We start from the raw sequence: 16,751 nt of genomic DNA on the forward strand, positions 1-16,751 counted from the left end.
TCGTCAAGGATCTTCCGGCGGGTCGGGTCGGCCAGCGCCTTGAAGACCTCGCCCGCTCCAGCCTGGCCTTTGTCTGCGCCAGCGTCACTCACCCGACAATGATAGGCAAGTGGCTACTTGCCTATCTAGCCACTACTCGACACGCCAGCCCCGCCCACCGAGCGCGACAGTTCGACTGATACCGATGGATAGACATCCTGAGGTAGCGGGCTACCCCCAGGCAAGCAACGGTCCACGGATCGATACTTATGCGGAAGCCCAGAAACCCCAGGTCAGGGGCTATTTCTGATGGTAGGGCGGGCGGGACTTGAACCCGCGACCGAGGGATTATGAGACTCTCGGGCATAGGTGCATGGCACTGCGCAGCCTGCATATCTGTAGGCCGCGCAGTGTCCAACAAGGGGGTGCAGTACACCCTGATGTACACCCTTGATCTTGCACGCACAGTGACCGAGGGTCACAACCCCTACGTCACATCACCCAACAACTTCCGCGCGATTGCCCGAGCCGCTGCGATCACCTCCGGGGTTAGGCCAACACCATTCGCCGACAGCCCCGCCACTCCCCTCCCCGCCTCAAACCCTCGCGCCAATGCCTCATCAACGGCGCACTGCTGCTCAGCATGAGCAGTTACGGTCGCGGCAGCCACACCACGTAGGTACGCCTGTTCCACCTCCCGCGCACGGTGGTCCTCGTCCGCCTCGCGGCAGTGTCGGACCTCGCTCCGGAGCCACTGATCCTCCTGCCTGAGTCGCTGATTCTCCTGCTGGTAAAGGCGTTCGCGCTTGCTGGTCATGGCGCGCTGGTAGGCGGCGGTGGCGGCGTGTGCCGCGCGGGTAACCAGTGGCATGGCGGGGCGACGGTGGGGGTGGGAGGGATGGTTCATGCGCTGTCGAAGACCTCCATTGAGTGCTGACAGGAGCGTGCTAGTCGAACACACGTACGAACAGATGGGAAGACTGCTCGCGAGGTGTACCGATGGATCCGCCCGGTTAAGGGCGGCGATGGTGCGCGACCGAGGGCCACACCCCCGTCACCGTTGCTCGTGATCACTGATCAGCCCGAAACGAGTTTAATAGCATATCCACAGTCGACAAGTCATATCGACGAATGATTTTTTGACGCCCTAATGACGTTTTGAATGTCCGCTATGAAGTAGCGGACAGCTCGAACCTGTCCGGAACCACAATTCCGTGGTAGGGCGTACGCCGTGACGCGCCGGAACATCCATACGGACAGGTGACGGCGTGACGTGCGGGCAGGGAGTACCGTCGATGGCGGCAGGGCGCCGGTTGTAGCGGTCGGCGCCCGCCACCCCAGACCGCTACCTGGGAGAACCGATGCCGGCACCGACGCGCACCATCGTGGATCCGCGATTCGGCGCTGAGCTGCGTCAGCGGCGCGAATCGCGCGGCTTGACGCTGCGGCAGTTGGGCGTGGCGGTCAGCTACGGCAAGAGTTTGTTGCACCAGTTAGAGACCGGCCGCACCCGGCCAACGGTGGATGTCGCCACGCGATTGGACGACGCCCTAGCTGCGGGCGGGGCCCTGGCCGCTCTCGTAGCTGACATGCCCACCCCCAGCGAGCGCGCCCTATACGCGGCCCAGCATCCCCGCCGGGTCGATCACGGCGCAGTGGATGCCCTGGCCGACCTGCTCGCCAGCTACCGGCGCTTGGAGGACAGCATCGGGTCGACGCTGGTTGTCGATCCGGTCCGCGTGCAGCTCGACACCGTTGTGTCTCTGCTGCGGGACGCCGGCCATCAGGTCCGGCCGGCGGTTGTGGATATGGCCGCGCAATGGGCCCAATTCGCCGGGTGGCTAGGGATTGCCACCGGTGATGACCGCGCCGCCACAATGTGGCTCGGGCGTGCGCTGCAATGGGCCACCGAGGCCGGAAACCGGGACCTGATCGCCGCTGTGCTCTCGTTTCAGGGCCACCAGGCCGAGGGGTGCGGGGATCTGCCGTCCATGATTGGCCTGTCCGGGGCGGCCCGGCGAGACGATGCGGTCCACACCGCGCTACGCGCGTACTCCGCCGGGCAGGGCGCCCGCGGCCTAGCTATGGCCGACGCCCACCCACGCGAGGTGATCGGCCTCCTGAGTGAGGCTGCCGATCTTGCTGAGCAGGCCACGGGCCAGCCCTTGTCGCCGTGGGGCTACTGGTACACGCCCGCGTTTTTCTCCGTGCAGCAGGGGATTGTGTGGCGGTACCTGGGCGCCCGGGACGACCGGGCCAACGATCGAGCCCTGCGGCTGCTGACCGCCGGGGTCGCCGGGGCGAGTGAGGACGCCCGCGGATCGGACTGGCACGGCCGGCACCTAGTGCACCTCGCGGTGGTGCATACGCAGGCCGGGGACACCAGCATCGCCCGGCAGGTCCTAGACGAGGCTCGCGCCATCGCTGACGCCACCGCGTCACGGGCGCTGGCTGGGCAGGTCGCCGAGGCTGTCCGCCGCCTGTCCGCTACCCGGTAACGGACAGCGTCCATCCTGACAAGTAGCTCGGTGTCACCACAGGATCATCCTGGGTGGTGAAACGCCGCCTCGACCTGATCGAGGGGAGCACGCGCATGATCCGGCTACTCCGCCGACTCCGCCGCCGCCGGCCCGCACGGCTGGACGCCGTCGGCCCCGCCACCCGGTACGCGGCGCGGGCCGGCGCCTACTCCTCGCTGCACAATCAGCCGACGGTCATCTTCGACAACCGGCCGCTGCTGACCCCGCTCGCCCGGCAACGGGCCAACCAGCGGTGATGGCCACCCACGCCCAGCCGGGTCCGGCCAGCCTGTCGACGGTCCAGCTACGCAACCGGATGATCCTGTCCGCCCGGCGGATCATCACCGAACACTGGCCGCGCGTCGATCGGTGCCCGATCTGCGGGTCCGGGTGGCCGTGTCCGCCCACCGAGACCGCCTACGGCTACCTCGCCACACTCGGGCAGGACGGGTGGGCGCCCCCGCAACGCGCCGGGAGCCGGCGTTGACGCCGGCCGAGGCGACCGTCCGCCGGTGGTGGCGGGACCTGCTCGGAGCACCACGAATCGCAAGGTAAACCCCTCAATGATGGAGGTCGCTATGACTACGTTCGCCCCGGACCGCTGCCTGCTGCCGCTCTACGACAGCCGTACCGAGCAGGGACGGGTGAGCCCGGCTCGCCCGTTCGGGTTGACGCTGTCCACGCAGGTTGGTGCTGAGGTTCCGGTGGTTAACCTGACCGACGCCCACCTAGACCCGGTGACGCAGACCGTGATCGGTGTCGACGGCACCACCTTGGGTAAGCCGCAGACCACGCAGAAGGTCGCCACGAACAGCAAGACCTCCTACGATCACCAAAACTTCAACGACTCCACCCCGGACACCTACCAGGACTGACACCCGTGACGATCCTGGTGCTGACCGAATCCCACGACGTGACCGCCGACCTGGTCATCACCGCGCTACACAACCGGGACGCGCAGGTACATCGCGTCGACACCGGCGACTTCCCCCAACTCCTTACCCTGGCCGCGGAGAACGGCGGCCAGAGCGGCTGGTCCGGCGTCCTCACCGACGCTCACCGGCAAACCCGGCTGGAAGAGGTCACCGCGGTCTACTACCGGCGGCCCGGCCCGTTCCGGCTAGCCGATGGCCTCAACGACTACGAACGGCGGTGGGCCACCCAGGAAGCCCGGATGGGATTCGGTGGCCTGGTGGCGGCGCTGCCAGTGCGATGGGTCAACCACCCCCACCACATGGCGGCAGCCGACTACAAACCCGTGCAACTCGCGGTCGCAGCCCGCTGCGGCCTGACCACCCCCCACACGCTGATCACCAACGAGGCGCCGGCAGCGCGGGCCTTCGTCGCCGCCGCCCCCAACGGGGCGATCTACAAACCGCTGCACGTGCGCCCCTACCTCGACACCGACACCGGACACCTGATGGCACTGGCCACCACCCCAGTCACCGCCGAGCAGATCACCGACGCGGTCACCGGCACCGCGCACCTGTTCCAACACCAGATACCGAAAGACCACGAGCTACGCGTCACCACCATCGGACGGCACGTGTTCGCCGCCCGCATCGACGCGCACTCCGAGGCCGCCCGCATCGACTGGCGCACCGACTACGACAACCTCACCTACACACCGGTCACACTGCCCGACACCCTCACCGACCAGCTCCTGTCCCTGACCGCAACCTTGGGCCTCGCGTTCGCCGCGATCGACCTGATCGTCACCCCGACCGGCGACTACGTGTTTCTAGAGGTGAACCCGGGCGGCCAGTGGGCCTGGATCGAAGCCGAGACGGGGCTACCCATCGCCGCCGCGATCGCCGAGTACCTGGAGACGCCGTGACCCTCACCGACGCCGGCTACCGGCAACGACGACAACACCTCGTCGCCAACCTGCACACCACAGGGCATCTGACCAACCCCACCGTGGCGGGAGCGTTCGCGTCGGTCGCCCGCCACCCGTTCGCCCCCGCCGTGCCAGTCACCGCGGCCCGCCCACCGGTCGGCGAGGGCAACCGCGGCCCGCCGCACGCGGACCGGCCGCAGCAGCCGCGAGACGGTGACGAACCCGTCCGCCAGGGACCGGGCCGCCGTGGTGGCGAATCCGGCATCAACCCGCCCCACACCGACGCGCACGGTGGCGAGCAGGTGCGGTCCTTCGGCCATCTTCTCGGCCGCGTCCCGTATCGCCCGTACGGCAAGCGGGTCGGTCGGCAGGCGGGCGTCGCGCCCGCCGTATCCACCGCCGTGCGAGGACGAGGAACGGTTCGTGCTGACCAGATCGAGCACCACGTCGAGCAGCAGCCGGACCGCCCCGAACGCCACCGCCGCGATGCCGTCGACCAGCCGCACCCCGACCGGCTTACGCGGCTTGACCCTGTACCGGGCCGCGTGGCCCAGCGCGGCGAGCTGCTTGCCGGCCGCCGGGCGGACGAGGACTTGCAGCACCGCCGGTCCATCCGGCCGTGCCAGCCCCGCCAGGACTGCCCGCAACGGGTCGACGTCGGCCCCCGGCCCTCGGACCGCTCGCCCGGCGGGCCGGTGCTCGTCGGTCAACGGCACCAGATCCGAACCGATCGCGGCCAGCCGGAAGGCGGCCACCCGCCACCCGTCGGAGCCCGTCACGGCCGGCGGCCTACGGCGCTCCGTGCGCACGCCCGGCCAGGCCCGCGCCACCTCGGCCACCACCATCGGCAGCGGCACCCAGCCGGGCAGCCACAACCCGGCCACGAGCTGACCGCCCGAGGCGTACACCTCGAACGCCAGCGGCGGCCGGGCCAGGTGCCAACCGCCCCGGGCACGGCGGGCCAGCGGACCCAGCAGCTTCCACACGTTGCCGGCCTGCCCGAGGTCCAGTGTGCGCGGTGGGGTGAGCTGGACCCAGTAGCCGGTGCCCACCGCCCGCCGCCACAGCCGACGATGCACCGCCCGCACCAGGAGCGCGGCCACCACAGCCGCGAGGGCTCCGGCGGCCAGCCACGGCCACCACACCGCCGCCAGATGCGCCAGCCGGCCGGGCGCCTGCTCGGCCCACGAGCCAAGGTCGGACACCGAGCAGCCCAACCCCGACACCGGATCGGACGGCTGACCGTCGGCAACGGGCGGGCAGCCCGGATCGGTCTTCGACGCCGGCAGCGGCACCGCCGCCGGCCACAACATCAACCCAGAAGGGGATGGGGTAGTCATATGCGCCTCCCGACACACAGCGACCCGCCCTCGTGGGACGGGTCGACAACAGACCTAATGACAACGCCGGCCCCCGCCGGGACGACGCCTACGGCAGGCACGAATCAACAAGGGCAAACCTCCGGGTGAAACGCGGAACGGGTAACGCGGCCGGCCCTCGGATGGCGGGGGCCGGGGCGGGCGGGTCACTGACAAGGAAGGGACTCGACATCGCCACACCTTCCAAGATCAAGAAAGTGAGCCGTCGAGATCTTTCGTCCCGGTCGCGTCGCGGCCGGCGGTCCTTCCACTGGAAAGGACAGGACCGCCACCGCCGGTACCTTCCAAGATCGATCCGGGCAATTTCGAGCGGGGTCGTAGCATCGGAGATCGGTTCGGCTTGCGCGCGTGGGGCGGGTGCGCTGTCGGCCGGTGATGGGCCAGTGTGCGGGGCGTGCGCGGCGGGACCATCGCGCCAACGAAACGGCGTGGCCGCCCAACGTCATCGCTCGTACGCTTGTTCTGGTCTGGCGGTGTCCGCAGCACGCCGGACCTGAACGCGGTCGATACTGACCGTGTCCCACACCTGCCGCCAGGTGTTCCCGCCGTGTCCGCAACAGCCCTCCGGAGCTGGAAGGACACGACCCGTGCCCCGAGCACACGCGACAACGAGTGACAACCTCGCGGCCATGCGCGCCGCCCCGAAATCCCACGGCCCGCCGTCGGAGCTGGACCCGCTGCCGTTGAAGTACCTGCCCGTCGGCAGGGTCGAGGCCGAAGCGCGGCGCTGCCGCGTCGGTGTCCCGCGCGGATGGGTCGACGGCACCGACGACGAGCGGCCCGCCACAGCCCGCTACGCCCGTAACTGGCTCCTGCTCGACGGCACGAGCCGCGACACCCAGGACCGCGTGTGGCGCCACATCGCCGCCAACGCCCGCGACCAGGACAACGCCGAGCACGAGGACTGGAACCTTTACGCCCTCGCGGTCGGCTTCGCCGGCATCTTCAACCGCGCCCGCCGGCTGTCCCCGAAGGGCGTCGCCTTCGAGTGGCTGGAAGACGTGCAGTTCACCCTCATGATCGAGTTCCTGTTCGCGATGCACGACCCGAAGCGCGATTTCGACCGGGGCAACGTGTTCAGCCGCATCCTCGGCAAGGCGTACGACGTCACCAGCGGGCGCACCAAGCGCCGCCGCCGGCAACGGCGCCGCCGCGCGGACGAGACGTACGAGGAGTGGGTGCGCCGGCTGGAACGGCTGGACGAGGAGACACGCGCCGAGACCAGTCGCCTGGTCAAGGTCGAAGATCAGGAATGGGTGCTCGACATGGCCGCGCAGGACGAGCGATACCGGCTAACCCCGGTCTGCGGCGATGGCGGCGTGGCGGCCGTACACGCGCTACTCGACCGCGTTCTGGAACGCTCGGCCCGGCTACCGGTCCACGACCGGCTACAACCGGAAAACGTCACGTTAATCCGCCGCACCTACATCGACGGGGAGCGCCTCGATACCGTCGCCGCCCAACTGGGGATCTCCCCGGAGAACGCCTCCAAGCGACGCACCCGCGCCGTGTCGACGGTGCTGCGTCTTCTCGGCGACACCCTCCGGGGCAACGTTCCTCCGGCCGAACGGCAGCGGTACGGCATCCCGACTCCCGCCGCCGCCCGCGACGGAGAGTAGATCGCCGCCGAATCACGCCCCGGGGATCACCGGCCGCACGTACCGGTCACCGGCCCACCCGAACCGAGCCAACTCGGCGATCACCCCCGTGATCGCGTTCTCAACTAGCGCCCGATCCTCGCTGTCGTCTTCCAACCGCCAGCAGTACCCCGACAGTCGATCCACGCAGACCAGAACGGGACTGGGGAACGGCGCGTACCGAAACACCAGGCTCCACGTCGGCCCGTGCAGCCGCACCACGATCCCACCCGTGCCCGACTCGACCCGCAAGGTGCCCGGCTTGCCCGCCTTGGCGGCACTCGGCGCGTCCTGTAGCGCCTGCCGGGCACCCGGCGCCTCATCCACCGACGCCGGCATACCTGTGGACAACACCACGTCGTCATCGCCGTGGAACACCCCGCGTTCCATCGGCTTGACCAACGCGCCAAACAACCGATCCGCCAACTCCCGGCGCCGCCCCGCTGCCTCGGTCGACCCTGCCGGCTCGGCCGGCGCCGCCCCACCGACCCTCGGCACGGTCAGATCACCGGTCGGAAGATAGAACACCCGGGACTCTTCGCCGCGAAGCTGCCGGCCGTACTCCGCCTGCCACGTCGCATCAATTTCCACGTTATACAGGTCGTCGCGGTACTCGGCCCACGCCTGCCGGGTACGCGGCTTCCACACCCGGAACCGCTGCTCAGCCCACGCCCGCCGCCGTAGTTCCCGCGCACGCCATGTACGCCCACGGTGGCGAAGCACACGACGACGACTCACCCGCCCAGCTTGACACCCCTCGCCCACCCCGCGCGAGCGGGCGAGGGCCGGTCGCCGGACAGGCCAGCGGAGCGGAGGGGTAGTCCACCCACCGCCGCGTCCGGGCGACCGGCAAGCCGGACCGACGTCGCACGGCGCCACGTCACACGGGCAGCGGCAAGAGCCCGTCGCTCCACCAGGAAGAACACTCGGCGCGCGACGCCCGACTTCATCAAGCGGTACGCCTCGTTGACGGTCGTCGGGGACTTTCCCCGTACCTGTCGCGAAATCGACTGCTCGTAACGGGCTCACCGAATTTGGCGGAAACCAACAGCGCCCATGTCACGGGCCGATGGGATGCGAGATGCGCACGTAACGAAGCGGGCATAAATGACGACGCGAGGCTGAACGATGGAGCGAGCTGGCCGACGACAGCCCTCTTACGCACTGCGACTGTTCGCAAGTGCCGTCAGTACTGGAATAGCCTCGATCTTCTCCCGGCTCAAACTGTCCCAGTGAAGGCCGCTCGGCCGACGCGGCGGCTCACACTCAATAACCTCATCCGGCGTCACAATCAGGTCAACACTGAAATCATGCTTGGCATCGGGCAGCTCGTCGTCAACGACCTGCAAAGCGTGCACGGTCGTCACGATGGTTGTCTCTGGCCTGATCAGTCCGGCCTCCTGCAACAGCGCTACCTCGATGTCCGAGTACCCCGCACCCTTGCCGAGCCGTACCCCGTGCCGGTTGACGGCGACGCTGCCGCAGACGATCAGGTCAACCGGCTGCATCTCCTTGACGTCGATCTTCCGCGCCACACTGGCGGCCACCTTGCTTGAGGCAGCCTCGGCCGGCGGCACGGTCATCGTCGCGGGATCGAGCAGGTAGAACGGCTGGGCTTCGGCCAGCTTGGGCACGGCCATGTAGACCAGCTTGCCCTCGATGAGCGCCCGAGCCCGTACAGGGAGCTGCGCTTTGTCTGGTACGGCCTTGATGACGCGCACGTTATTCCAGACGGGCAGCTCAGCCAGCCGGTCAGCGGCGGCCTCGGCCCCGTAGAACGCTGGGATACGACCGTGCACGCCGGGCGGTACGGCTCGCTCCCGCTCCAGTAGCGCCCACACTCGTTCCCGGATCGCCTGCTTGGCCTGGTCGGTGTCCACGCTGGTCAACCTCGCTCCTTACGCCGCTGCCATCAGGGTGAGCAAGCGGTCGTACACGTCCTGGACGACCGGTACCTGTCGCCAGGGGCGCAGTTCCCGGCCAGCGCCAAACACCACGTTGAGTCCGCCGCCACCCCATGTCATCTCTACCACGTCGATAGCACTGTGCAGTGCAGCCGCGGCCTCGTCGAGCTTCTGCTGATGGATGCGGGCCAGCGCCAGGTTGCCGAGCACGATGGCCTGTGACTTCGACCGATCACCGAGGGCCTGCGCCGTACCCGCAAGAATCGGTTCGGCCCGCTTGGCGTCCTTGAGGAAGAGGTAGCAGGACCCGGACAGCCGGCCATGCTGGGTAGGCGAGAACAGATCCGCCGCCCCGTCCGTGGCCCCGATCCGATCAAAGATGCCTTCAGCCTCAGTCAGCGCCCGTTCGCAGTCTTGCCGTCGCCCCAACATGGCCCAGGCTTCGGCGGCGTGGAGCACCGCCAGGCCGGTCAGTACGTGGCTGCTGCCCTTGACCGTCTCGGCTGTCTGCATCGCCAGCGTCAGTCCAGCACCCGGATTCTTCTCGCCGTAGAGTGCCACGAAGCAGGTCCGCAGCAGGGCGAGACCCTCGGCCGTCGTGTCACGGAGTTGCCGGGCGGCATTGACCGCTTGGTCGAGATAGGCGCGAGCGGTGGCATGGTCTCGGCGTTGCGAGGAGTCCCAGACGAGTTGTCCCATGAGGGTAGCCGCCTCAGCTTCGACCGCGAACAGCTCTCGGCGGACACGGCTGGTGGCCGCGTGCGTTCGCAGAAAAGACACTTGTCCGAGGCACTGCCCAGCATCGGCCAACAGCGACGTTGACGGTGCCCTGTCGTACCCGGCGTCGAGGTCGTGTACACAATCGCGCAGCCTCGCGACGGCTACCAGGTCAACGCTGCGCGGATGCTCCAGGGCATGACTCAGCCGCTCGTCGGCCAGCGCTTCGGGCTCACCGGCCTCAGCCAGCAGCTCGTCAAGCTGCTCAATGGAGACCTGGAGGACACGCCCCAGCTTGGGACGCAACCACGGCAACGGCTCAGTGTCGCCGGACTCCCAGCGCGCCACTGTGGAGCGGTCAATGCCGAGCCGTTCGGCAAGTCCCTCTTGGCTGAAGCCGACAGCCTTTCGGCGCTGCGCGAAGCGCCGCCTCCGTGACGCCATGTCCCGCCCTTTCCGTTGCACGTCCGACACGCGTTCCTGCTGGTCAGGGCGTTGTGTGCCACAACCCTGAGACAACGATGCGCGCGTCCTGCTCTGGTGCGGATACCACTACTCCCGGTTATGTGCAGGGTACGACGCCTGGATGCCGAACAGCAACGGAGGAATCGGTAATGGAAACGGAACAGGACAACCGCTTTCGGGGATTCCGATTCGTTAGCCCCTTCGATCGAGCGTCGGGCGTGATCTTGCGGCCTCATCGGCCACTCGCGAACTGGGCCGGACCGGCGATGCTGCCCCCGACGCCGTCGTCGGTCTGGCCCTCCAACCCCGTCGAGACGTATATGCGATCATTGGCATTCGGCTATTTTCGTGACTCACCTGGTACGGCCGACGAGCGGACTAATCTGTTCCGCGCTGAAATCACGGCCTTCGCCGAGCGGGAGGGCTTCGTGCTTGCCGAGGTGCACTGGGATCATTACGAGTCGCAGATCTTATGCTTTTCGCCGCTTGTCGATGCGCTGAAGCGCGGAGACGCCTGGCATGCTGTCGTCCCAGCGCTCTATCAATTTTCCCGTTCGCCTGCCATCCAGCTCTCTTTCATGGACATGCTGGAACGCAAAACCGGCATGCGTGTTGTGATCATGTATCCGAGCCTAGAGATGCCGGTATGACTGCCGTAGCCGAAAGACCAGCCCAGGCTATGACGGAACGAAAAGGTCGCCAGTCTCGGGCTGCGGATCACATGACGTTCGCGGCGCTGCTTACGGCGGTCGGCTGCGCGCGGCTGTTCGTGAAACATGCGCTCCACAACTGGCGGATCGAGCGCGAGCACATCGAAACTGCGGAGCTGCTGGCCTCCGAGCTGGTTGCGAACGCCGTGAAGTCAACCGGTATTGCCGACCCTGGCCTGGCTTATAGCGCTCTCAAGCATCTCGCCCTTATCCAGGTACGGCTACTGTTGTTTGAGCGCAGCGTCGTACTGGAAGTCTGGGACACTGACCCCACACCGCCCTTCATGCAGGAACAGGCACCCGATACTGACGGCAGTCGCGGCCTTCTTCTCGTGGCAACGATGAATCGTCGCTGGAATTACTATCATCCGAAAAGCGGCGGCAAAGCGGTGTGGTGCGAAATCGACACCTTGCCATGGCCGACCGATAGTGACACTACTGAGCTTCCTCGCGTCCTGCCGCGCCGAAAGCGGTACGCCGGGCCATGCCGGCCCACCGAGGTTACGCGAGATCCTGAGTTGTTGCGCCGAGTACTTGAGGGTTTGTACGCGCTTGATGACGTCGAGGAGCAGAAGGGGGACTGATGCTGGTTTCTTTTGAAGGTCAAGACGGAGCAGGTAAAACGGCGCTCCTCATGGCCGTGCATGACGGACTGGAACGGCTTTGCGTGTCGTCAGTCGTTGTCGAGGAATTCTCGTGTAGTGAGTACGGTCAGCGGCTCATTGAGGCTGTCGCGCGTGACAAGTTCCTGCGGCCAATGCGAGGCGAGTCAGCCACGTTTCGCACGCGAGCCCTGGAGGTTGTCGCTGACCTCTATTACCAGGACGAGCGCGAGATCGTGCCAGCGTTGGAACAAGGCCACATTGTACTCAAAGACCGCCACCTAGACACCATCCTCTACACCCTAACGCCCAGCCTCGTCGCAGCTGGCGCAATCCGAGACGAGGGCCACGCCTTGACTTGGTTGAGCATTCTGTGCAGCGAACTCCGCTATCGGCCCAGCTTGACCGTGTACGTGGATGCGCCACTTTCGGTGCGCCTAGAACGCCTACGCCAGCGTCAGCGGCATCTCCGCGAAGCCCGCGCGAATGAGGTCGGCCGCGAAGACCTCGCGGTATTTACGGCCCGTGACCGTATTGCCCGGCAGCTCATAAGCGAGGAGCCCACGCGTTTCCTCATGCTCGACAACTCCACCCAACCGCCAGAAGAAGAGGCGAGACAAATCATTGAAGCTATCCGTTCTCGCCTGACGCCGTCACGAAAGGGCCAACGGTGACATGACGGTGTTGTCAGCAACCGAGGCAGTACCGCTCGTACAACTGAGTGCCTGCAAGAAGGGGAGGCGGCAAGTGAAACTGCGCGCCGGCGTGGTCGGGCTTGGCAAACAAGCACTCGAAGACCACATACCAGGGCTGCAATCGTCCGATGGTGCTGAACTGGTCGCCATCTGCGACGAAGACCGCGAGGTCGTCCGCGAGCGCCAGTATCAATTGCGGGTGAACGGCTACACCGACTTTCACGAGATGCTCCGCAGCGAACAACTCGATATGGTCATCGTCACTGTGCCGCACCACATCGGCCGGACGGTCATCGAGGCGGCAGCCGAACACCGAGTGCATGTTCTCAAGGAAAAGCCATTCGCGACAACCTTGAGTGAAGCCCAAGAACTCGCTCAACGGTGCGCGGCGACGGGCATTCACCTCATGGTCACGCTGCAACGGCGCTTCAATCCCATCTACACCAGTTTCACGCAGCTTGCCGACCAGATCGGCACGCCCTTTGTGGTAGACGCGCAATACACACTGCATATCACGGACCCCTCTGAAGGCTGGCGCGGTATCTCGGCTAAAGCTGGCGGCGGCTGCATCATCGACATGGGATACCACCTGATCGACATGATCCTCTGGTATTTCGGCTTGCCGGATCGCGTCTTGGCCGACCTGTCGGTTGAGGCCCGTCCAGACCGAGAGTACGACGCCGAAGACACCGCGCTTATACACTTCGGATACGACAGTGGCCTGTATGGCTCACTGCTGCTGTCACGCTTTATCGGCCCGAAGGCTGAACAAATCCGCCTAGTCGGCAGCCGTGGCATCGTCCACCTGGAGCGTGGCCGTATCCGGCGGCTAACCAACGGCGGGGAGGCAATCGAGTCGCTATCACGCGAGCAGTCCTGGCCGTCGGCCGCTACCTCTCAGATCGACTACTTTTGCCGCGTTATTGAGGGACTGCGGCCCAACGTCAGCGGACCGAAAGAGAACTTGGCCCACATGAGTTTCATCGGTGCTTGCTACGAGTCCGCCAAGACCCACGTCTACATCAACCCCAAGGAGATGCTGTGACCTCACCCCTGGCCCTGCTCGGCGGCCCGCCGACCGTCACCCGCGCCGCACCCCACTTCACCTGGCCCCCGGTTGACGAGCAGACGACGGCAGCCGTGGTGGACCAGCTCTACCGTGGCGTCTCGATCTACGATCGCTCCGGCGTCGTCGAGCGGCTGGAAGAGGAGCTGTGCGACTACCACGGTGTCACGCACACCGTGGTCACCAGCTCGGGCACAGCCGCGCTCCACTCGATGTACGCGGCCTGCGGGCTCGGCCCTGGCGATGAGGTCATCGCGCCTGCCTACACCTTCTTCGCCACCGTGACACCACTGCTGCATCTCCGTGCAACACCCGTACTGGCCGACTGCGACCAGTCCGGCAACCTCGACCCTCGTGACGTGGCGCAGCGCATCACCGAGCGGACGAAGGCTATCGTCGTCACGCACATGTGGGGCGTTCCGGCCGCGATGCCGGAGCTGAAGGCCCTCGCCGACGAGCACGGCTTGGTGCTGCTGGAGGACGCCTCACACGCGCACGGCGCGAGCATCAACGGGCAACGGGTTGGAACCTTCGGGCGGGCGGCAGCCTTCAGCATGAACGGCCCCAAGCCGCTCTCGGCCGGAGAAGGCGGCTTCGTCCTGACCGATGACGATGAGGTCTACTACCGCGTGCTGTTACACGGCCAGTACAACAAGCGCTGCCGAAACGAGCTGCCGCACGACCACGAGCTGTATGACTACGCCGTGACCGGCATGGGGCTCAAGTTCCGCATCCACCCGCTGGCCGCCGCCATCGCCATGGACCAGCTCAGCCGACTCGACCACTACCTGACCGGGCGGGCCACCACCACGGCCTACCTATGCGAGCGGCTGTCGGAGCTACCCGGCATCATCGTGCCCGACCTGCCGCTGGACGTACGCGCCTCCTGGTACGGCCTGCCACTCCAGTACGCCACGAACGAGTTGGATGGCCTGCCTGTCGAGAGATTCCACGAGGCGTTGCAGGCCGAAGGCTGCCATGAGGTGGACCGGCCAGGCTCCACGTGTCCGCTCAACCTGTTGCCACTGTTTCAGCGACCGCAGCCGCTATTCCCCACCGACAAGACGAGCTATTCGCCTGGCGAATTCCCGAATGCGGAGGCGATTCACCACAACACCCTCAAGCTTCCAGTCTGGCATCGCGAGATGGATATGCCGCTGGTCGATAGGTATATCGACGCATTCCGCAAGGTGATCGAGAATTACCGTCAGCTGCTAGGATAAGGAATATGGAACTCGCTTTTCTCCGGGAAAGACTGAACGCCGAAGCCCGACGTGACGACGTGCAGCAAGCGGTCGTCGGTGCGGTCGTACAGCACGACGGCAAGGTGCTACTACTCCAGCGCCCCGAAGCCGAATTCATGGGTGGCATATTCGAGCTACCCAGCGGAAAGGTCGAAGCGGGCGAGACACTGGACGCCGCTCTGATTCGTGAGGTCAAAGAGGAAACTGGCCTCGATGTTGCCTCTATTCGTGACTACCTCGGTAGTTTCGACTACACGAGTGGCAGCGGAAGAAGCAGCCGACAGTTCAACTTCGCGGTGGATGTAAACAGCCCCGAGCCGGTCGAGCTTCAGGAACACGACGCCTTCACCTGGACTCCGCTTACCGAGGAATTGCCGGTGACGGACGCCGTAAAGGATGTGCTGAGCAAGTATCGGGAGCTGCACGGGGCGTAGTCCCGTTCCATCTACTAAAAGCGCCCGGATTTGACGCCTGGGCACGGGGCGCTTTGCTTGCTATCACCGTTGCGTCCGCGCGGCTTGAGCGCTTTGCATGAGCAGGATGGTAGGGAAGAGTGGCCAGCCGGTCAATGCGAGCTGGCTACACAAAGTGGGCTATATCCCAGTGCTTACTGTACGAGCAACGTGGGTAACCTTAAGGTCGCCTACGTTGCTCATGCGGCTGCCCTGCGGGGTGATTGGCCTCCGGTGTCTGCCGAAAGCAGTTTTACGAGGACGGAGGCTCTCGCGTTGGATACGGCGTGCCCGTCTGCGCGCATCTGCCGGGCGAGGGCTTGTCTGGTCAATGGCTTTCCGGCGTCGGTCAACGTCTGTTGGGCGGTGCGAGCTGCTGGGACGAGCGCGGATACGTCCGCTGTGGTGGACACGGGGGCCGGCTGATAGTCATGTTCTTGAGCGTCGGTGTCTGTCGGGTGCGGGTCGGCACGGTCCGCATCGTCTGTCATGCGGTCCGGGACGGTCCCTGGATGATGCTCGGTCCGGGGCTGCTCATCCGTCACTACGGGGACGGGCCGGACGGCATGCGGACCGTCCCCACCCGTAGCTGGGACGGGTCCGGCGAACGCGGGGGTGGTCCGCACGCTGGTGGGATGCTCCAGCAGTCCGAAGAGGAGTTTGACGGCGACGAGCAACGTGAGCGCGGGCCAGCCTGCCACCGCCCGGCCGATCCAGTCCGAGCCGCCCACCGCGACGTTCGCGGCGAGGCTGGCTGCGGTACCCGCGGTCCGCGCCGCCCAAGGCAGCCATCCTGAGCGGCGGCTGGCGCGCTTATCGGCCAGCAGCACCAGTGACGCCACGATCTCGATGCCGTCAACCGACAGGGGGAACATGTGGGCACGCCATCCGGTCTCGCCGTGGGCGTGGGCGAGTTCGGCCATGTGGCTGTAGGAGATGGCGCCGGCGATCCCGGCCAGACCGACGACGGTCGCACCCGCCGCTGCGCGGATCGCGGTGTCTACCCGGCTCACTGGTTCATCTCCGCGTCGTTCAATGCGGAGATGACCAGCGCGGACAGCCCGGCGAGGATCGGCGCGGCCGACGCGACTGGCATCGCCAGTTCTATGTGTCGGTCGAGGGTGATGTGCAGGTAGGCCGAGCAGCGCCACAGTGTTACCGCCTGGCTGAGCCAGGCGACGGCGTGCGGTGGGATCGGCCGGTTCCCTGGGTGTCAGGGTTGGGTGAGACCAGCGGTTCAGAGCAAGTAGCCCTCCCGGGGCGAGGATGGATCTTCTCTCGATGACGATTTCCAGCGCGCAGCTGTCCGTCGGGCACGATGGGGCCATGACCAGTGAGGGACCTCGAGCGGACCGGCCGCGACGTCGGTCGTTCACCGCGGCGGAGAAGCTGCGGCTGCTCGCCGGATACGAGCAGGCCGTCGCCGAGGGTGACGGCAACGGCTATCTGCGCCGTAACGGCTTGTATTCGTCGCTGATGAGTGAGTGGCGTCGCGCCCGTGACGCCGGGCTGCTCGAGGGGAAGAAGCCCGGTCAGAGCGTC

The 16,751-nt window shown here is 66.4% G+C and carries 17 protein-coding genes and 3 pseudogenes; 14 read left to right on the forward strand and 6 right to left on the reverse strand.

Translation table 11 applies throughout. The features are described 5' to 3' along the window. Both K228_RS30245 and K228_RS0121795 read right to left on the reverse strand, forming a co-directional pair. Nucleotides 1-92, reverse strand: a pseudogene (locus K228_RS30245) (transcriptional regulator); the annotation flags it as partial. A gap of 374 nt (nt 93-466) precedes the next feature. Continuing rightward, a complete protein-coding gene (locus K228_RS0121795; RefSeq protein ID WP_029723876.1) occupies nt 467-886 on the reverse strand; it encodes a hypothetical protein in 420 nt (139 codons plus the stop codon). A 454-nt stretch (nt 887-1,340) separates the two neighbouring features. Here K228_RS0121795 and K228_RS0121800 point away from each other — a divergent pair, with 454 nt between their 5' ends. The 7 genes and pseudogenes from K228_RS0121800 to K228_RS0121830 all read left to right on the forward strand — a co-directional run bounded on the left by K228_RS0121800 (nt 1,341) and on the right by K228_RS0121830 (nt 7,336). Continuing rightward, nucleotides 1,341-2,477: a helix-turn-helix domain-containing protein gene (locus K228_RS0121800; protein WP_025620328.1), complete on the forward strand. Its 1,137-nt coding sequence runs from the start codon at nt 1,341-1,343 to the stop codon at nt 2,475-2,477. A gap of 95 nt (nt 2,478-2,572) precedes the next feature. Further along, nucleotides 2,573-2,755, forward strand: a complete 183-nt coding sequence (locus K228_RS0121805; RefSeq protein ID WP_025620329.1) for a hypothetical protein — start codon at nt 2,573-2,575, stop codon at nt 2,753-2,755. Further along, the gene (locus K228_RS0121810) at nt 2,755-2,985 is read left to right on the forward strand and encodes a hypothetical protein (protein WP_025620330.1); all 231 of its coding nucleotides are present in this window, start codon (nt 2,755-2,757) and stop codon (nt 2,983-2,985) included. Before K228_RS0121805 ends, K228_RS0121810 begins: the two co-directional genes overlap by 1 nt. A 91-nt stretch (nt 2,986-3,076) precedes the next feature. After that, complete coding sequence (gene tgmA / locus K228_RS0121815) at nt 3,077-3,373, forward strand: putative ATP-grasp-modified RiPP (protein ID WP_025620331.1); 297 nt, start codon at nt 3,077-3,079, stop codon at nt 3,371-3,373. A gap of 5 nt (nt 3,374-3,378) precedes the next feature. Beyond that, the gene (gene tgmB, locus K228_RS0121820) at nt 3,379-4,335 is read left to right on the forward strand and encodes an ATP-grasp ribosomal peptide maturase (protein WP_025620332.1); all 957 of its coding nucleotides are present in this window, start codon (nt 3,379-3,381) and stop codon (nt 4,333-4,335) included. Beyond that, nucleotides 4,332-4,538 (forward strand): annotated as a pseudogene (locus K228_RS29725) (ATP-grasp peptide maturase system methyltransferase); the annotation flags it as partial. The gene tgmB and the pseudogene K228_RS29725, both read left to right, overlap by 4 nt. A gap of 1,766 nt (nt 4,539-6,304) precedes the next feature. Then, nucleotides 6,305-7,336 carry a hypothetical protein gene (locus K228_RS0121830; RefSeq protein WP_155244971.1) on the forward strand — a complete coding sequence of 344 codons (1,032 nt, stop codon included), beginning with the start codon at nt 6,305-6,307 and terminating at the stop codon, nt 7,334-7,336. Nucleotides 7,337-7,348: 12 nt separating this feature from the next. On the opposite strand, the gene K228_RS26495 is transcribed toward K228_RS0121830, so the two are convergent. The 3 genes from K228_RS26495 to K228_RS0121845 all read right to left on the reverse strand — a co-directional run bounded on the left by K228_RS26495 (nt 7,349) and on the right by K228_RS0121845 (nt 10,419). Then, a complete protein-coding gene (locus tag K228_RS26495; RefSeq protein WP_155244970.1) occupies nt 7,349-8,092 on the reverse strand; it encodes a hypothetical protein in 744 nt (247 codons plus the stop codon). Between the two features lie 419 nt (nt 8,093-8,511). Next, the gene (locus K228_RS0121840) at nt 8,512-9,234 is read right to left on the reverse strand and encodes a 5-formyltetrahydrofolate cyclo-ligase (RefSeq protein ID WP_020609247.1); all 723 of its coding nucleotides are present in this window, start codon (nt 9,232-9,234) and stop codon (nt 8,512-8,514) included. An 18-nt stretch (nt 9,235-9,252) separates the two neighbouring features. Continuing rightward, a complete protein-coding gene (locus K228_RS0121845; protein WP_020609246.1) occupies nt 9,253-10,419 on the reverse strand; it encodes a helix-turn-helix transcriptional regulator in 1,167 nt (388 codons plus the stop codon). A gap of 170 nt (nt 10,420-10,589) precedes the next feature. Here K228_RS0121845 and K228_RS25985 point away from each other — a divergent pair, with 170 nt between their 5' ends. The 6 genes from K228_RS25985 (at nt 10,590) to K228_RS0121875 (ending at nt 15,191) form a co-directional block, all read left to right on the forward strand. After that, nucleotides 10,590-11,090 carry a recombinase family protein gene (locus K228_RS25985; RefSeq protein WP_155244969.1) on the forward strand — a complete coding sequence of 167 codons (501 nt, stop codon included), beginning with the start codon at nt 10,590-10,592 and terminating at the stop codon, nt 11,088-11,090. Nucleotides 11,091-11,161: 71 nt separating this feature from the next. Further along, nucleotides 11,162-11,734 carry an ATP-binding protein gene (locus K228_RS0121855; protein WP_020609244.1) on the forward strand — a complete coding sequence of 191 codons (573 nt, stop codon included), beginning with the start codon at nt 11,162-11,164 and terminating at the stop codon, nt 11,732-11,734. Beyond that, nucleotides 11,734-12,426 (forward strand): dTMP kinase, encoded by a 693-nt coding sequence (locus K228_RS0121860; RefSeq protein ID WP_080643636.1) that lies wholly within the window; start codon nt 11,734-11,736, stop codon nt 12,424-12,426. Before K228_RS0121855 ends, K228_RS0121860 begins: the two co-directional genes overlap by 1 nt. 73 nt (nt 12,427-12,499) lie before the next feature. Continuing rightward, a complete protein-coding gene (locus tag K228_RS0121865; RefSeq protein WP_018825368.1) occupies nt 12,500-13,492 on the forward strand; it encodes a Gfo/Idh/MocA family protein in 993 nt (330 codons plus the stop codon). 98 nt (nt 13,493-13,590) lie between these two features. Beyond that, complete coding sequence (locus K228_RS0121870) at nt 13,591-14,736, forward strand: DegT/DnrJ/EryC1/StrS family aminotransferase (RefSeq protein ID WP_245603542.1); 1,146 nt, start codon at nt 13,591-13,593, stop codon at nt 14,734-14,736. Nucleotides 14,737-14,741: 5 nt separating this feature from the next. After that, nucleotides 14,742-15,191, forward strand: coding sequence for an NUDIX hydrolase (locus tag K228_RS0121875; protein WP_020609239.1), 450 nt, complete (start codon nt 14,742-14,744; stop codon nt 15,189-15,191). A 218-nt stretch (nt 15,192-15,409) separates the two neighbouring features. On the opposite strand, the gene K228_RS0121880 is transcribed toward K228_RS0121875, so the two are convergent. Beyond that, nucleotides 15,410-16,222 (reverse strand): DUF2637 domain-containing protein, encoded by an 813-nt coding sequence (locus K228_RS0121880; protein WP_020609238.1) that lies wholly within the window; start codon nt 16,220-16,222, stop codon nt 15,410-15,412. 313 nt (nt 16,223-16,535) lie between these two features. Between K228_RS0121880 and K228_RS0121890 the strand changes: the two are divergent. Beyond that, nucleotides 16,536-16,751 (forward strand): annotated as a pseudogene (locus K228_RS0121890) (IS3-like element ISAar46 family transposase); the annotation flags it as partial.

The organism is Salinispora cortesiana (assembly GCF_000484695.1).
Lineage (GTDB): Bacteria > Actinomycetota > Actinomycetes > Mycobacteriales > Micromonosporaceae > Micromonospora > Micromonospora cortesiana.

Bases quoted from the DNA above. Each gene is read 5' to 3' on its own strand.
- K228_RS0121795 (WP_029723876.1), bottom strand. From the start codon at position 886: ATGAACCATCCCTCCCACCCCCACCGTCGCCCCGCCATGCCACTGGTT.
- K228_RS0121800 (WP_025620328.1), top strand. From the start codon at position 1,341: ATGCCGGCACCGACGCGCACCATCGTGGATCCGCGATTCGGCGCTGAG.
- K228_RS0121805 (WP_025620329.1), top strand. From the start codon at position 2,573: ATGATCCGGCTACTCCGCCGACTCCGCCGCCGCCGGCCCGCACGGCTG.
- K228_RS0121810 (WP_025620330.1), top strand. From the start codon at position 2,755: ATGGCCACCCACGCCCAGCCGGGTCCGGCCAGCCTGTCGACGGTCCAG.
- tgmA (WP_025620331.1), top strand. From the start codon at position 3,077: ATGACTACGTTCGCCCCGGACCGCTGCCTGCTGCCGCTCTACGACAGC.
- K228_RS0121845 (WP_020609246.1), bottom strand. From the start codon at position 10,419: ATGGCGTCACGGAGGCGGCGCTTCGCGCAGCGCCGAAAGGCTGTCGGC.
- K228_RS25985 (WP_155244969.1), top strand. From the start codon at position 10,590: ATGGAAACGGAACAGGACAACCGCTTTCGGGGATTCCGATTCGTTAGC.
- K228_RS0121855 (WP_020609244.1), top strand. From the start codon at position 11,162: ATGACGTTCGCGGCGCTGCTTACGGCGGTCGGCTGCGCGCGGCTGTTC.
- K228_RS0121860 (WP_080643636.1), top strand. From the start codon at position 11,734: ATGCTGGTTTCTTTTGAAGGTCAAGACGGAGCAGGTAAAACGGCGCTC.
- K228_RS0121875 (WP_020609239.1), top strand. From the start codon at position 14,742: ATGGAACTCGCTTTTCTCCGGGAAAGACTGAACGCCGAAGCCCGACGT.